Below are 16901 nucleotides of genomic sequence, written 5' to 3' on the forward strand. Positions count from 1 at the left end.
CTGTGAAGCGGTTGTCGGTGTTGTCCACATCTTCTGAGGTCAAGGTGCCGCTCAAGGTCAACGCCGCATCGGTTTCATCCGCCACGACCGCTGTGTCGCCTGCGATCGTCGCCGCATCGTTCGTGCCCGTCACAATTGACCCTAAAGCACTTTGAGAATAGCTTTCTAATAGCGTTAAACTTTGTGTTTCAGAGAGGCCTAGCGCGGTGAGTGCTGACGTGGAGAATTCTGTTGCGGCTATGGTTTCGGAAGCGTCGCGAGCGATGCTGACTGAACCCGTCGGGCTTGAACCGTTCGATTCACCTGCTGCAGTGGCAAGTTCATCACCTAACTGGGTTGGATCTTGGCCTTGCTCTAATGCGGCAAAAATTTCATTGATGTCATTGGTTATGTCTACGTTGCGACCATCGGCGTTAACTCTTGATATTTGTACATCATTATTATTGCCTACATCGTCTTGGGTAGCGTTACTGGCACTGATGATTATTTCACCAGGCAAGGTTTTTTCTCCTGGCTGAAGTACCCGTACATTGCCATTTGCATCCACAACGATCATCTGACCGAAAGTTAATGTTGTACCTAAAGAAAAAGAACCAAGTTCCATATAATGCCTCTAATAACTTCCGAATTCACAACGATGCGACTGTTTACATTCCTACATCTTTGCTACGTAATTTGTCATTTCTAATGGTGATAAATTAGCATTTAACACCTGTAATACAAAGGAAAAACCATTTTTACACCTTCTTATGTGACGTAGGTGGAGACTTAAGTCACACATTTATAGTTTGAATCAATATCACACTAAAGATGTACTTTATTATAAAAATAATCAACAATGTTTAATAAATGTTAATTAATGGTTTGGTCTATGATTCTTTGCTAAAATCACGAATGTAATGAATATGTTACTGTTTACTGATGAGAATTTAATGTTATTTTGTTGCGTTTTTCCATCAAGCGTCTCGATAATGCAACAGCTAATGCCGTACTATTGCGGCTTAAAAGAAGTAGAAGTCCCTAGAGGAGTGCCCAAGTGAATTGGATGAACATGAAAACGTTGAGCTACGCCATCGCACTCAGCTTCCCGATCTCTGTATATAGCCAGACTCTTGAGCAAGCGGTGTCAATAACGCTTGCAACCAATCCAAATATTAAAAGTGCATATAACGAATATGTGAGTAAGCGCTATAATAGCGAAGCCTCTTCTGGTGCTTACCTTCCAAGGATCGATCTCGATGCTGGTATTGGCTACGAAGCGGTTGATTTAGCCTCTGGTACTGAAAATGAACTTACTCGTAAAGAAGCCACCATTACCTTAACCCAACTGATTTGGGATGGATCTTCGACTTTAAACGATATTGATCGTACTTCGGCTGATGCCGAATCGGTTCGTTTCCAACTCTTAGCTGACGCTCAAGATATCGCATTAGAGGTCACTAAGGTGTATCTCGATGCAACGAAAGCGTTTGAAATACTGACACTTTCTGAAAGCAACCTCTCAGTACATAAGAAAATATATCGTGATATACAAAAGCGTGTGGAATCAGGCATTGGTTCAACCGCTGATCTTTCTCAGGTTGAAGCTCGTTTAGCTAAAGCCCATGGCAATCTTTTAGCTGCACAGAATAATCTATTTGATATACATACCCAATTTAAACGGTTGGTAGGTCAACCTCCTCAAGATTTAATTTTCCCTAGAGCAGACCATTCTGCTTTGCCTTTTACCGTTGATGACGCTTTAGAAAAGGCCTACCAAGATCACCCGGTCATCAAAGTAGCGCAAGCCGATGTTGATTCCGCAAAGTTTCAATATAAACAAACTCAGGGAACAAATTACCCAACGTTATCTTTCGAAGCTGCACAAACATGGCGTGATGATGCCGGTGGGATAGAAGGTAGCAGCGATGAATTCTCGGCCATGATTAGGATGCGTTACAACCTATATAATGGTGGTTCAGATTCTGCGCGCACCGACAGTGCAGCCTACCAAATGAACAAAGCGAAAGATTTAAGAGATCGGACTTATCGTAGTGTTGAAGAGGGGCTGCGTTTATCTTGGAGCGCTCTTGATTTGACATTACAACAAAAAGAATTTTTAGCCGATCATGTTGATTCTGCTTCAGATACGGTTATTGCTTATGAAAAACAATATAAGCTCGGCAAGCGAACACTATTGGATGTGTTGAATACTGAAAATGAGCTTTTCGAAGCAAGAAAAGGTTATCTCGATGCCAAATACGATGAACAGTATGCAAAATACCGTGTTATGAATGCAACTGGGTCATTGTTGAGTTCGTTGAGAGTGGATACACCCAAAGAGTGGCATGATGCGGTGGAGTACTAACATGTTGAAATACTTATGGCCAATGATAGCGAGCTTACTCTTTATCACCTCGACGGCTTCATCTGCTAGAGATGATTATCCATATATTGATATGCCACTCGCTGATCAAATAGACGATTTACGTGACGATGATTTTGACGGCGTGATTAATGCCAGAGATTTGTGCCCCGAAACACCATTGAAGTCAGAGATCGATAATGATGGTTGTGGCACTTTCATTAAAACCGAAGAGCAACTCCAGCTTAGAATTCTGTTTGCGAATGATTCAGCAATAGTCAACCCTGTGTTTCTAAGTCAAATACGGTCAATGGCCAATTTTCTCAAGCAATACCCTTCAGCTTCGATTGAATTACAAGGTTATGCCAGTAAGGTTGGGAATCCAGGTTATAACTTAGAGTTATCGAAAAACCGAGCTTATAATGTCGAGAAGGCGCTTGTGAGTTACGGCATTAGCCATACTCGTGTCCGTATTGTTGGTTTTGGTGATACTGAACTGACAGAAAATGGTGATGATGATATTAGCCATGCGATGAATAGAAAAGTTGTCGCTACTGTCGTCGGCCACAAAGGTTCGGTGAAAGAAGAGTGGACCATTTTCACCAAACGCGAGCGTTGAAATCGATATTTATCGAGGATTGGGGCGTTTTCGCCCCTTTTTTCTGTCTAAAATTGTAATGAGTTTACTAGCACAAAATGCTATCCTTGCGCGTCATCACCTTATGAGATAAAGATAATGAGCAAATTAACTGCTGACCTTCAAGCAAACTTAGAATTGTTTATTGAACAAACAAAAGAGACCCAACTAGTATGGGGCTTAAAAAATGAAGATGGTTGGCTGGCATGCGACTCGACAGAATTTGAAAGTAGTGAAGTTATGCCCTTTTGGTCAACCAAAGAAGATGCACAAACTCACAATGTTGAAGAGTGGTCTGACTTCGAAGTGTTAGAAATCCCTCTCGATATTTTCGTAGAAGATTGGTTGATTACCCTTGATGAAGATGGTGTATTAATTGGCACCAACTGGAATGCAAGCTTAGAAGGTAAAGAAGTAGAACCTGCAGATTTGGCCAAAATGTACCTTTAGTACCTTGAACTATTTAGTACCTTGAGCTAAATAATGGGTGTTCTATTTGCACGCTATTCCATTTGCAAACACTAGAACACCCGTTTAAATTTCACTTGATCTATACGTTGATTATTAGATACATCATAAAGTTACAGATTGCTTTTGGTGAAGCGCATTCATCACCAGCGCTTTGTTTACTAAATAATCGTTTAAACCCGCTTTACGTAGCTCACATGATGGGCAATCGCCACAACCATCACCAATAATACCGTTATAACAAGTCAGTGTTTCGTGTCTTATGAGTTCGAGAGCATCATGTTGATCCGCCAATGCCCAAGTTTCGGCTTTGTTTAGCCACATTAAAGGAGTACGAATGTTGAATGGGCGATCCATCCCTTGCACCAAAGCACTGTTCATCGCTTTAACAAAGTCATTTCGGCAATCCGGATAGCCAGAAAAGTCTGTTTCACAAACACCAGTAATCACCTCATCTGCACCTATTTGATACGCGTAAATACCCGCAAGGGTCAAAAACAGAATGTTACGCCCCGGCACAAACGAGTTCGGTAACCCATTCTCTTGTAACTCGTGTGATACTGGAATATCGTCACGAGTGAGTGAACTGATCGCCAACTCATTGAGTAAGCTGACATCCATGACTTTATGTGCAGCTACACCTAACTTTTTCGCTAAGGTGCTTGCAACCTCAATCTCGAGTTTATGGCGTTGGCCATAATCAAAGGTGATGGCGTGCACTTCATCAAACTCTTTTAATGCCTGAACCAAACAGGTTGTTGAATCTTGGCCACCACTAAATACCACAACGGCTTTTTTCATTTTCCTCTCCTCAGGCAATACTTAAATATTTATGCGTTTGAATCGATAAACGCCAGTTCCTCGCAATGCATGTTTCAATGCACAATTGGGTTGCCCGCTCTTTCTGACTAATAGGCTGTAAAGCAATCACTGTTGAATCAGGAACTTGCGCTCGCAGCAATAACGCATCTAGCTGTTCAATATCTTTAGCCGTTGCGACGGGGTGCTTGATCTCATTTGCTCTTAACAGAGCTGAATCGAGTACAGGCAGTTTGCCCTTCATTGCAATTTTTGGTGACACTGTCACCCATGTATTTGCCGAGGTTTGAACCGGGAATGTGCCGCTGGTTTCAATTTGAATGTGACATCCGATTGCCTCAAATGCTTGCGCAAGTGGACGTAGATCATAAATACACGGTTCACCGCCCGTAATTACAATATGTTTAGCATGATAACCCTGTGTTTTATAGAGCGACACCATCTCTTCTGCACTGACTGAGCACCAAGTTGGGCTATCTTGGGTTTTGGCTAGCACGTCATTGATTGGGCGTTCATCTTGCGGCGTTGCATCCCACGTCTGCTTTGTATCGCACCAAGCGCATCCCACTGGGCATTCTTGCAAACGAATAAAAACCGCAGGAACGCCGGTATGCACGCCTTCACCTTGAATGGTCTCAAACATTTCATTAATTTTGTACAACGTAAACTCAGCCTAACTCAATATCAAAAAATGCAGGTCGCTGACCTTAATAGATGCCTTGCCTTAGGTCAAACTAAACCCATCACGTGCGTAAAAATTTGACTAAATCAGTGGCGATCATATCTCAACTTGCATAAGCTGCTGGCTTTCTTCTTCACTTAATTTAGGTAAGTCATGTATAAACTCATCGCTTTAGATATGGACGGTACTCTTCTCAATAGCCAAAAACAGATCACAGCCAGAACAAAACAGGCTATAGCCAAAGCTCGTGAAAAAGGCGTAAAAGTGGTGCTGGCGTCTGGACGTCCCATTGATGGCATGCGCGATAAGTTGCAAGAACTGCATTTAAACTCAAATGAGGATTTTGTCCTTTACTACAACGGCTCAATGGTTCAAAACATTGGCAGTGGTGAAATTATTCATCACAAAATTATCGATGGCCGCTCTGCAAAATTAGTCGCTAACCTTGCTAACCAACTTAACGTGAATACACACGCCTTTAGCCAAGTTCATGGTCTGATCACGCCTAAAATCAGTGAATATACCGAGCTTGAAGCAAGAATCAACGGACTGCCGATCACGGAAATGGATTTTGAACAGCTTGAAGATGATCATCCCATCATCAAAGCAATGATTGTGGCAGAGCCGAGCTTGCTACAGAAAGCCATTGAACAACTTCCTTCGGAACTCTATCAGCAGTTTACCATTGTACAAAGTGCACCATTCTTTCTTGAATTCTTAAACACACAGAGTAATAAAGGCGTCGGTGTCAAAGCGATTGCCGAGCACTTGGGGATCGAGGCTAAACACATTATTTGTATGGGAGATGCTGAAAATGATCATCACATGCTGCAATACGCCGGACTTGGAATTGCAATGGCAAATGCGATGGAACAAACTAAGCAGCTAGCCGACTATATTACACTCAGTAATGACAACGATGGTGTAGCAGTTGCTATAGAAAAATTTGTACTCGGTGAGTCTCACGAATAGGCATTAAAGACGCCTCAGTCGAGGCGTCTTTAATCGGGATGTTGACTAAACAACCAAGTTAAGCACGGCATTTTCGCATGAACCATGCAAAGATGAGCATGAGTATTGGCAAGCGGAGCGTCTCAACCATTAAAGAGAAAATACTGCTGTATGAAACGAGCGTGGCACCAAATAACACCACTTGATTGAGTGCTAATAACAAAATGATCAGCAGCCACATTCGTTGAAGAGTGATGTGTAGTGGTTCAGTGCTCTTTGTCATAACTAAAGCCGATGCCGTCAGCAAAATGGCTAACCAAGCGGTGAAACTAGGCAAGGGCCAGATCATAGCCAGCAGTGCAACCGTGATCGTTAAACCCCACCATACCCCACGCGAACCCAGCAGTGTTCTGACGTCGGTATAAGATTGTTCATCTAAACGAACAATGTGCCACGCAACCAGAGCGCCCAACAATCCACCTATCACCATATCGCTGATGAAGGCTTCCCCAATATAGAATTTGGCCAACATTAATAGCCCCATCAACACGATAAAACCCACAAACATTCGGTTGAAATCGAGATGATCAAAAGCTCGCAATAGTGATATCCCTACACCAAACCAAACTGCAATCGGTAAACTTGGAAAACCGTACCCGTAACTTTGGCAAAGTTCCAACAGTGGTATATAGGCATGAGGTCTTGGTAATGCAAATCCTTGCTGAGCCACCAATGACAATAATGAACTCACGGTAACCACAAAAAATATCTTATAAACAGACTCTTTACCCAGATAACAGGCAATCACTGGAAATAAAACTATCAGCAATAAAGTATCCGTCAATTTGGTGATCCATACTGCGATTTGATAAATCGACGAACTCAGCGTATACGGCCATTCCGCGACCGTATTCTGCAATTTCATCATCCAGCCTAATTCGATTTGGTGAAACCGAGGCGCAGCAGAAACCAGATTCTCTACATAAATCACGGGTTGGCTATCCGCTTCTTGATACATGGTTTTGATCCGATCCCATTGCTCAGGGTAACGATACTGACTTGCATCAATACGATACGGATCGATCAGCATTGCGCTAGCAACCTCGACACCATAATGAGGAGCAAACCAAATAGGCAACTCATGTCCATTACGGCTATTTTTTGACTCAAAAGCAATCACATCGGAATCACTGCGACAGCTGTAAACGACAGCCGTATCCGTATACCCCAACATGCGCCCTACCGTTACAACAAGGCCCGTTTCTTCCCATGTTTCTCTTTGCGCGGCCAATTCTGGAGATTCACCGGGAGATATCGTCCCTCCTGGCAATGAAATCTGCTTGGTGATCACCTCGTTAACGAGCACGATCTTATGATCGGCTTTAACTAGGCATAGGGCACCACGAATATTATCTGGTAGCGTTACCGGTTGTTGAGCAACACCAACACTTGACCAGAACAACGACAGCAAACAGACACTCAACAATGAAAACTGTTTTAACACATTAAAAATCCATGATTATTATTATCGAATTACTTGCTATCGATTGACTTTCTTAACCAATGTATATGCGATGAGAAACCAGAACGTTGATAAAAAGATTGCGCTCCTTGGTTAAAATCCCACACTTCGACAAATACTTGGGTAATACCGTACTCTTTTAATGTCTGTTCCATTTTTTGAAACAGCTGCTGTGCGATATGCTGCTGGCGATATTGTGGCTCAACGTAAAGCTCATCAATACTGCCCATTGGTACCGCTTTGCTCACGCTTGAAATTAACTCGCAAAAGTGACCCGATATAAATCCCACAATTTGACTGTCTATTTTGGCAACGTAAACCAAACATTCCGGATCATCTAAATAACGAGCAATACTTTTTTCTTGTTCAATCTCTTCTGCTGTTTTGAAATGCTCAGGGCAAGCAAGGTGATGCTCATGATGAAGGTCATACATCAACTGATTCAGTTGCGGTAAATCACGATCACAAGCAGGAGTTATGATAACTAACGACATATTTCGCGCTCTGAATGAATAAAGCTTTGGCCGTGATTCTATAAGATAGTGATTAAAAAATATATCTTCATGCGTAGTGTTTTTGGTCGATTGAGCGCTAATCTCGTCTTAGAACTAAGACAGATGAACTAAGAGAAACAAATAAAATGCGGATTGCAAATTGGCAGTAAAAACGCCTCATTCATCTGAGGCGCCTCGATTAATCGTCAACTATAGGGTAGCCGCTAGTGATGGAGCGCTTTTTCTAACTCACTCAAGCTCATTGGGTCATCAATTGTTGAAGGGACAGCATACTCTTCGCCATCGGCAATTTGTCGAATGACGCGACGCAGAATTTTACCAGAGCGCGTTTTGGGTAAACGATCAACAATTAACGCATGCTTAAAGCACGCTACCGCACCAATTTCACTGCGCACTTTGTTAACAAGTTCTTGTTCCAACTCGCGCTCATCCACCTTAACGCCATCTTTAAGCACCACCAACCCTAGCGGCAACTGCCCTTTCAGCTCGTCATACACTCCGACTACAGCACATTCGGCAACCGCAGGATGAGCACCGACGATTTCTTCCATCTCCCCCGTAGATAAACGATGGCCTGCAACGTTTATCACATCATCAATTCGCCCCATGATGAAGAGATAACCTTCTTCATCCAAATAGCCACCATCACCAGAAACATAGTAACCGTCAAATTGAGCAAGGTAACCGGACTCAAATCGTTCGTGATCACGCCATACCGTCGCTAAACAACTTGGTGGTAAGGGGCGTTTCAACGCCACAAACCCTTGTTGATTGGCGGGCATCACTTCACCTAGCTCATTGAGAATCTCGACCTGATAACCGGGAATCGGTTTCGTTGCTGACCCCGCTTTAATTGGCATTGACTCAAGCCCTATCGGATTTCCAGCAATCGCCCAACCGGTTTCGGTTTGCCACCAATGGTCAACTACCGGCTTTTGAGTGTGCTGCTCTACCCATTCAAGTGTCGGCGGGTCAAGACGTTCTCCGGCCATAAAAATAGTGGTTAAAGTGGATAAATCATAATGTTTGAGTAGATCGCCATTGGGATCTTCTTTTTTGATGGCGCGAAAGGCGGTAGGCGCAGAAAAAAGTACGTCCACCTTATACTCTTGGCACACTCGCCAAAATGCAGCCGGATCGGGTGTGCGCACCGGTTTACCTTCATACAAAATAGTGGTGCAACCGTGAATCAAGGGCGCATAAACGATGTAAGAGTGACCGACTACCCACCCCACGTCCGACGCAGCCCAAAAAACACCTTGTTGAGGCATATTGTAGATGGTTGACATGGAGTACTTCATCGCGACTGCATGACCACCGTTGTCGCGCACCACCCCTTTGGGTTTGCCTGTTGTACCTGATGTGTAAAGAATATAAAGCGGATCGGTCGCCAAAACCGGCACACAATCATGCGGCGGCGCTTCTTTAACGGCTCGATTCCACTCTAGATCTCGCTCATTATTTAAGTCAGCCACATACTCCGAGCGTTGTAACACCACCACTGTTTCCGGCTTCCATTTGCTGTCTAAAATGGCACGGTCAACTAAGGGTTTGTAGGGTAAAATCTTATTGATTTCGATACCGCAAGATGCCGTCATAATCACTTTCGGTTCAGCATCTTCAATACGTACCGCTAATTCATTGGGTGCAAAACCGCCAAAAACGACAGAGTGAATCGCGCCAAGCCGTGCACAAGCGAGCATCGCCATCACTGCTTCCGGAATCATTGGCATATAAATGATCACCCGATCGCCTTTAGCAACACCTTGCATTGCCAGCATTCCCGCCACTTTCGCTACCTGATCTCGTAATTGTGTATAGCTGTATTGACGCTTTCTTCCGGTTACTGGGGAATCATAAATCAGCGCGGTTTGCTCACCTCGCCCCTGCTCACAATGAAAATCTAGCGCCAACCAACAGGTATTGAGTACACCATCGGTAAACCAGCGTTCAATGCCATGCTCATCTTTTTGTAAGATAGTTTGGGGAAACTCAAACCACTCAATCTGCCGAGCTTGAGCCTGCCAAAATGATTCAGGTTCAGATTGAGCCCATTGATATTCCTTTAAATATGCCGACATAACATTTCCCTTAACATGATTTGAGGCTTAACGATGGACTCGCACCCAACCTTCCATTAACACCCGCGCGCTGCGGCTCATACTGGCTTTCTCTATTCCCCAATGACCCTCTCGTAAAACGGCTTTAGCGCCCACTTTCAGCGTACCGGATGGATGACCAAAAGTGACCGCTTCTTTTGCTCCACCGCCCGCCAACATATTCACTAACGTTCCAGGGACACTGGCCGCTGAAGCGATGGCCACGGCGGCCGTTCCCATCATCGCATGATGCAGTTTTCCCATAGACAGCGCGCGCACCACAATATCGACATCGTTCGCCGATACCGCTTTACCACTGGATGACAAATAGGATTGCGCTTTTGCTACAAACGCTACTTTAGGCGTATGTTGGCGCAGTTGGGCTTGTTCAATATGCTCAATCAAACCCATTTTCACAGCGCCATAAGCGCGAATTGCTTCAAACATCGCCAAGGCATGATCATCATTGTTGATCGCCTCTTGCAGTTCAGTACCTTGATAACCGATGTCGTGAGCATCGATAAAAATCGTCGGAATGCCCGCATTAATGAGCGTTGCATTCAAGGTTCCCATGCCGGGGATTTGCAGTTGGTCGAGCACATTTCCGGTTGGGAACATCACACCGCTATCATCGGCAGGATCGAGAAAATCAACCGCAATTTCAGCGGCGGGAAAGGTCACCCCATCGAGTTCGAAATCACCACACTCTTGCACTTCACCCTGCTCAATTGGCACATGAATAAGAATGGTTTTGCCAATGTTGGCTTGCCAAACGCGAACCGTCACTACACCGTTATTAGGGATCTGTTCTGGGTCGAGAAAACCGCTGTGAATCGCAAATGGCCCTACTGCCGCAGAAAGGTTACCGCAGTTGCCGCTCCAGTCTACAAACGCTTTGTCTATCGAAACTTGGCCGAATAGATAATCGACATCGTGATCGGCTTGCTCACTTTTGGAGAGAATCACGGCTTTGCTGGTGCTAGAACTTGCGCCGCCCATGCCATCAATTTGTTTGCCATAAGGATCGGGGCTACCAATGACACGCAACAGCAGTTGATCTCGTGCCTCTCCCGCTTGCTGAGCCTCTTTGGGTAAATCTTCAAGCCGAAAAAATACGCCCTTACTGGTGCCGCCTCGCATATACATCGCCGGAATTTTTAATGAGTTACTCACGTGATACTCCTTTATCCTTAGCGTCATTGAGCCAGAAAATCTTGCGCAAAACGCTGCAATACGCCACCAGCCTGATACACACTGACTTCATCAGCCGTGTCTAAACGACAAGTCACCGTAACCTTCTGCTGTTCGCCCTTATTTGCGCCTTGCGTACGAGTGATCACCAAGCTTAAGTCGACGCTCGGCTTAATATCTCCCACCACATCATAAAGCTCAGTACCATCGAGTTGCAGTGTGTGGCGGTCTGTTCCCGTTTTAAATTGCAGTGGCAGAACACCCATCCCGACTAAATTCGTGCGATGGATCCGTTCAAACCCCTCGGCAACAATGGCTTCAACTCCCGCCAAACGTACACCTTTCGCCGCCCAATCACGTGACGAACCTTGCCCATAATCGGCTCCAGCAATAATGATCAATGGCTGCTTACGATCCATATAAGTCTCTATCACTTCCCACATGCGGGTAACCAAGCCTTCAGGTTCAATACGCGCTAACGAACCTTGCTTTACTTTACCCTCCTCTTGCACCATCTCATTAAACAGTTTGGGGTTAGCAAAAGTGGCACGTTGCGCGGTCAGATGGTCACCACGATGCGTGGCATAGGAGTTAAAATCTTGCTCCGGAACGCCCATTTTGAGCAAATATTCCCCAGCGGCACTGGTCGCTAAAATTGCGTTCGATGGCGATAAATGATCCGTAGTGATGTTGTCACCTAAAATAGCCAAAGGTCGCATGGCTGACAACCGACGTTCACCCGCTAACGCACCTTCCCAATAAGGCGGACGACGGATATAAGTGCTCATGGGGCGCCAAGCATAAAGTGGCTTTTGTTTGGCCATGTGCTCATCTAATTTAAACATCTGAATGTAAATTTGTTTGAACTGTTCGGGCTTAACATGGCGCACCACCACATCATCGATTTCTTCATCGGTTGGCCATAAGTCATTGAGGTAAATAGGCTTGCCTTGCGCATCTATTCCCAACGCGTCTTTTTCAATATCAAAACGAATCGTACCCGCAAGTGCATACGCCACCACCAATGGCGGAGAGGCAAGAAAAGCCTGTTTCGCATAGGGATGAATGCGGCCATCAAAGTTTCGGTTACCTGATAGCACAGCCGTCGTATAGAGATCGCGTTCAATGATTTGCTGCTCAATCATAGGATCAAGCGCGCCACTCATACCATTACAGGTAGTGCATGCATAAGCGACAATGCCAAAACCGAGCTGTTCTAGTTCAGGCAGCAGGCCAGCTTCCTCTAAATAAAGTTTGGCTACTTTTGAGCCCGGTGCAAAGGAGGTTTTGACCCAAGGTTTGCGAACCAAACCCAATAGATTAGCCTTTTTCGCCAGCAACGCGGCGGCCACGACATTGCGCGGATTACTGGTATTGGTGCACGAAGTAATGGCGGCGATGATCACTGCGCCATCAGGTAATTCGCCTTCTTTGGTTTGCCACGCCCCCGCAATACCGCGCTCGGTCAGTTCGCTTGTCGGCAGACGGCGATGAGGATTCGAAGGCCCGGCTAAATTGCGCTGTACACTTGAGAGATCAAACTCCAGCACCCGTTCGTATTGCGCTTCAATCAAATCATCGGCCCATAAGCCGGTTTGCTTAGCGTATTGTTCAACCAAGGCTACTTGCTGTGCGTCTCGACCCGTGAGTTTGAGGTAGTTGATGGTTTGCTCATCAATATAGAACATACCTGCGGTTGCACCATATTCAGGTGTCATATTGGAAAGCGTTGCACGATCGCCAATCGTCAATGCGCGAGCGCCTTCTCCGAAAAACTCCAGATAACAAGACACCACGCGCTGATTTCGCAAGAACTCCGTAATGGCAAGCACAATGTCGGTCGCGGTGATCCCCGCTTGGCGTTGACCGGTTAGTTTAACGCCGACAATATCGGGCAGACGCATCATCGAAGGGCGACCTAACATCACCGTTTCGGCTTCTAACCCACCGACACCAATCGCCAGCACGCCTAATGAATCGACATGAGGAGTATGGCTGTCAGTACCGACACAAGTATCTGGAAATGCTAAACCGCTTTTCACTTGGATGACGGGCGACATTTTTTCTAAGTTAATCTGGTGCATGATGCCATTACCCGCCGGAATAACGCTGACATTTTCAAAGGCGGTTTTGCACCATTCGATGAAGTGAAAGCGATCTTCATTGCGGCGATCTTCAATCGCACGGTTTTTTTCAAACGCGTCCGCTTCAAAGCCGGCATGTTCAACCGCGAGTGAGTGATCGACAATCAGTTGCGTTTCCACCACAGGGTTTACTTTGGATGGATCACCGCCTTGCTGGGCGATCGCGTCTCTTAACCCCGCCAAGTCCACTAAAGCGGTTTGCCCTAAAATGTCGTGGCACACCACACGCGCCGGATACCACGGGAAGTCGAGATCGCGCTTACGCTCAATCAGCTGTTTCAGCGAATCAACCAATGTGTGCGGCTCACAGCGGCGGACTAAGTTTTCCGCCAGTATTCGTGAGGTATAAGGCAGCCGATCATACGCTCCGGCTTGGATATCATTGACCGCTTCTCGTGCATCAAAATACTCCAGCGCGGTCACTGGTAATACTTTTTTGTATTGGCTGTTGATCGTTTGATGACTCATCAATTCCACCCATAAAACTGTCTATTCGAAACATTGCCTGTTCAAAATATTGTCTACTCAAAACATCGTCTAGCGAGCTAGGTTTTACCTACCATCAAACCATACACCAAAGGAGCATGGCTTGATTTCATCCCATTAACGCTGCTCTATTGGTATCCACTCTTGATGTTCAGGGCCGTCATAATCGGCACTTGGGCGAATAATTCGGTTATTAGCGCGCTGCTCAAACACATGAGCGGCCCAGCCGGTTAATCGACTCATCACAAAAATAGGGGTAAATAATGGCGTAGGAATACCCATAAAATGGTAGGCCGAAGCGTGGAAGAAATCCGCATTACAAAATAGGCCTTTCTCACGTTTCATCACCGCTTCAACACGTTCTGATACCGCGTACAAATGCGTATCACCCACCGCTTCAGATAACGCTTTTGACCAACGTTTGATCAATGCGTTACGCGGGTCACTTTCACGATAAATAGCATGACCAAAGCCCATAATTTTGTCTTTATTAGCCAACATTTGCAGAATATTGGCCTCAGCTTCGTCCGGTGTTTGCCAGCGTTCGATCATCGCCATCGCCGCTTCATTGGCTCCACCATGCAACGGGCCACGCAGTGTGCCAATCGCCCCGGTTACGCAAGAGTGAATATCTGACAGCGTAGAAGCACAAACGCGCGCGGAAAACGTTGATGCATTAAACTCATGCTCTGCGTACAGAATCAATGAGCAATGCATCACCTGCTTATGCAGCTCGCTCGGTGCTTTTCCTGTCAGCATTTTTAAGAAGTAGCCACCAATGCATGCTTCGCTTTGATCTTCAGTCTCAATCCGGATGCCTTGGTGGCTGAAACGATACCAATAACAGATAATAGCGGGGAAAAGTGCCAACATCCGTTCGGTCGCACTCAACTGCTCAGCAAAACTGTGCTCAGTTTCAAGGTTGCCTAAAACTGAACAGCCAGTGCGCATTACGTCCATTGGATGTGTACTGGCTGGCAGCAGCTCTAGCGCGGCTTTTAACGGCTGCGGTAAACCTCGTAATCCCATTAAGCGGGTTTTGTACTGGTCAAGTTCACTTTGATTAGGTAAATGGCCAATCAATAACAGATGAGCGACCTCTTCAAACTGTGCATGGTTGGCAAGATCGGTGATGTCATAACCTCGATAAGTTAGACCCGTCCCAGTTTTTCCGACAGTACATAAAGCGGTGACTCCCGCGCTTTGACCGCGCAGACCTGCGCCGCCCAGTGGTGCGTTTGACATGTTGAACTCCTTTTCCTTTGTTTTTATTATTCCTTTGATGAAAAAAGCTCGTCGAGCTTATCTTCGTAATCGTGGTAATTGAGATAGTCATACAGCTCGCTACGGGTTTGCATGCTATCGAGCAAAGCTTGTTGGTTGCCCTGCTCTAATAAATGGCGATAGACATTCTCAGCCGCTTTATTCATCGCACGAAACGCACTCAATGGGTAAAGCACCATATCCACTTTCACTTGAGCAAGTTCTGCACATGGGTAGAGCGGCGTCTGACCAAACTCAGTAATGTTGGCTAAAATCGGCACTGACTTACCACAAGCTGCGCTTAACGCGCTGGAGAAACGATCGTACTGCTCAAGAGTGGTCATCGCTTCGGGGAAAATCATATCGGCTCCGGCCTGCACGCAAGCAATGGCACGTTCAATGGCGCTATCAATTCCTTCCACCGCTAACGCATCGGTACGCGCCATGATCACAAACTCTGGGTTCACTCGTGCATCTACCGCGGCTTTTACGCGGTCAACCATCTCTTGCTGGCTGACGATCGCTTTATTAGGGCGATGCCCGCAGCGTTTCTGCGCAACTTGATCTTCCATATGCACGGCAGCAGCGCCCGCTTTCTCCATCGCTTTGATAGTGCGAGCAATGCTAAATGCGCCGCCAAAACCGGTATCAATATCCACCAACAAAGGCAAATCACACGCATTGGTGATGCGCTCAACATCCACCAGCACATCATTTAATGTGGTGATACCTAAATCGGGCAAACCATACGAAGCGTTAGCGATGCCACCACCCGACAGATAAATGGCTTGGTGGCCTAAACGTTTGGCCATCATTGCGCAATAGGGATTGATCGTGCCGACAATCTGCAGTGGATCATTTTGTTGAACAGCGAGTCTAAATTTCGCCCCCTGACTTAAGCTCATGAGATTCTCCTAATCAGTCGCTTGGTTATCGCCCTTATTCAAGGCCGCTCTATGCGTGGTTCTTGGTTTGCTTCATTGCAGGCATGATTATTTTCTGCCCACCGCCCTGTGGCTTACTCTTTTACTATCTGCTGTTCAATCAAGATTCGACTGCCCGAAATATGGCGTCGCATCAACATCTCAGCCAGTTCTTCATCGCCGTTTTTGATCGCTTGTAGAATGTATTTGTGCTCATCCAACGCCTCCTTCGGGCGTGAATGTGAGCGTGGCGATTGATAACGATACATGCGCAGTAAGTGATAGAGCTCATCACACAATAAAGTCACTAATTTATGATTACGGCTGGCTTTGATGATGCGGTAATGAAAGTCAAAATCACCGTGTTGATGAAAATAGGAAGCCCCTTCGACTTGCTCAATATGATTCGAATGTGTCGACAATAATGCCTCTAGCCCTTGTAATTCAGAGGGCGAAATGTTGCGCGCCGCTAACCTTGCCGCCATACCCTCTAACGCTTCGCGTACTGCATAAAGCTCCACCAACTTACCGGGTGACAACTCAATAACTCGCGCGCCCACATGTGAAACACGTTCGATCAACCCCAAGCCTTCCACACGCATTATCGCTTCACGCAGTGGCCCACGGCTGACTTGAAAACGTTTGGCGAGTTCGGGTTCTGAAATCTTGCTGCCCGGTGCTATACGCCCCTCAACAATCGCCTCAATCAGATACTCCGTAAGGTTTTCCGATTTGGTGTTCTCTTTTTCTCGTTCAACAGCGTGTGATTTTGTATCAGTACTGTTTAGTGTTAGTGCACTATTCATCTTGTTATCGCTCACAGGTTGGATTCATGCTGAGACGCAAAGCACTCACAC

15 protein-coding genes are annotated in these 16901 nt (G+C 45.8%); 4 read left to right on the forward strand and 11 right to left on the reverse strand.

Features of this window, described 5'->3' with window-relative positions:
• On the reverse strand, positions 1-604 hold a 604-nt coding region (locus EXZ60_RS11830; RefSeq protein WP_277435737.1), incomplete at its 3' end, for a retention module-containing protein.
• 432 nt (positions 605-1036) lie between these two features.
• On the opposite strand from EXZ60_RS11830, the gene EXZ60_RS11835 reads away from it, so the two are divergent.
• The 3 genes from EXZ60_RS11835 (at position 1037) to EXZ60_RS11845 (ending at position 3431) form a co-directional block, all read left to right on the forward strand.
• A complete protein-coding gene (locus tag EXZ60_RS11835; RefSeq protein ID WP_013856940.1) occupies positions 1037-2347 on the forward strand; it encodes a TolC family outer membrane protein in 1311 nt (436 codons plus the stop codon).
• Positions 2328-2963: an OmpA family protein gene (locus EXZ60_RS11840; RefSeq protein WP_017042438.1), complete on the forward strand. Its 636-nt coding sequence runs from the start codon at positions 2328-2330 to the stop codon at positions 2961-2963. Before EXZ60_RS11835 ends, EXZ60_RS11840 begins: the two co-directional genes overlap by 20 nt.
• 117 nt (positions 2964-3080) lie before the next feature.
• Positions 3081-3431, forward strand: coding sequence for a DUF2750 domain-containing protein (locus EXZ60_RS11845; RefSeq protein ID WP_013856942.1), 351 nt, complete (start codon positions 3081-3083; stop codon positions 3429-3431).
• 123 nt (positions 3432-3554) lie between these two features.
• Here the strand turns inward: EXZ60_RS11845 and queC are convergent, their stop codons facing one another.
• Together queC and queE are read right to left on the reverse strand one after the other, a co-directional pair.
• Positions 3555-4250: a 7-cyano-7-deazaguanine synthase QueC gene (gene queC / locus EXZ60_RS11850; RefSeq protein ID WP_170899192.1), complete on the reverse strand. Its 696-nt coding sequence runs from the start codon at positions 4248-4250 to the stop codon at positions 3555-3557.
• 10 nt (positions 4251-4260) lie between these two features.
• On the reverse strand, positions 4261-4929 hold the full coding sequence (queE, locus tag EXZ60_RS11855) for a 7-carboxy-7-deazaguanine synthase QueE (RefSeq protein WP_017047667.1): 669 nt from the start codon (positions 4927-4929) through the stop codon (positions 4261-4263).
• Positions 4930-5103: 174 nt separating this feature from the next.
• On the opposite strand from queE, the gene yidA reads away from it, so the two are divergent.
• A complete protein-coding gene (gene yidA / locus EXZ60_RS11860; RefSeq protein ID WP_013856945.1) occupies positions 5104-5922 on the forward strand; it encodes a sugar-phosphatase in 819 nt (272 codons plus the stop codon).
• Positions 5923-5980: 58 nt separating this feature from the next.
• On the opposite strand, the gene EXZ60_RS11865 is transcribed toward yidA, so the two are convergent.
• The 8 genes from EXZ60_RS11865 to EXZ60_RS11900 all read right to left on the reverse strand — a co-directional run bounded on the left by EXZ60_RS11865 (position 5981) and on the right by EXZ60_RS11900 (position 16850).
• Positions 5981-7405 (reverse strand): bifunctional NUDIX hydrolase/phosphatase PAP2 family protein, encoded by a 1425-nt coding sequence (locus EXZ60_RS11865; RefSeq protein ID WP_277435738.1) that lies wholly within the window; start codon positions 7403-7405, stop codon positions 5981-5983.
• Between the two features lie 29 nt (positions 7406-7434).
• A complete protein-coding gene (locus EXZ60_RS11870; protein WP_017046144.1) occupies positions 7435-7917 on the reverse strand; it encodes a GNAT family N-acetyltransferase in 483 nt (160 codons plus the stop codon).
• A 224-nt stretch (positions 7918-8141) separates the two neighbouring features.
• A complete protein-coding gene (locus EXZ60_RS11875) occupies positions 8142-10019 on the reverse strand; it encodes a propionyl-CoA synthetase (protein WP_277435739.1) in 1878 nt (625 codons plus the stop codon).
• Between the two features lie 27 nt (positions 10020-10046).
• Positions 10047-11237 carry a 2-methylaconitate cis-trans isomerase PrpF gene (gene prpF, locus EXZ60_RS11880; protein WP_277435740.1) on the reverse strand — a complete coding sequence of 397 codons (1191 nt, stop codon included), beginning with the start codon at positions 11235-11237 and terminating at the stop codon, positions 10047-10049.
• Entirely contained in the window at positions 11234-13840 is a 2607-nt protein-coding gene (acnD, locus tag EXZ60_RS11885; protein ID WP_277435741.1) for a Fe/S-dependent 2-methylisocitrate dehydratase AcnD, read from the reverse strand. Before acnD ends, prpF begins: the two co-directional genes overlap by 4 nt.
• Before the next feature lie 135 nt (positions 13841-13975).
• Entirely contained in the window at positions 13976-15103 is a 1128-nt protein-coding gene (prpC, locus tag EXZ60_RS11890; RefSeq protein WP_115339749.1) for a 2-methylcitrate synthase, read from the reverse strand.
• 26 nt (positions 15104-15129) lie between these two features.
• A complete protein-coding gene (gene prpB, locus EXZ60_RS11895) occupies positions 15130-16026 on the reverse strand; it encodes a methylisocitrate lyase (protein ID WP_277435742.1) in 897 nt (298 codons plus the stop codon).
• Between the two features lie 113 nt (positions 16027-16139).
• On the reverse strand, positions 16140-16850 hold the full coding sequence (locus tag EXZ60_RS11900; RefSeq protein ID WP_026028009.1) for a GntR family transcriptional regulator: 711 nt from the start codon (positions 16848-16850) through the stop codon (positions 16140-16142).
• Positions 16851-16901 lie beyond the last annotated feature (51 nt).

The organism is Vibrio sp. 1151_11 (assembly GCF_029478525.1).
GTDB lineage: Bacteria > Pseudomonadota > Gammaproteobacteria > Enterobacterales > Vibrionaceae > Vibrio > Vibrio anguillarum.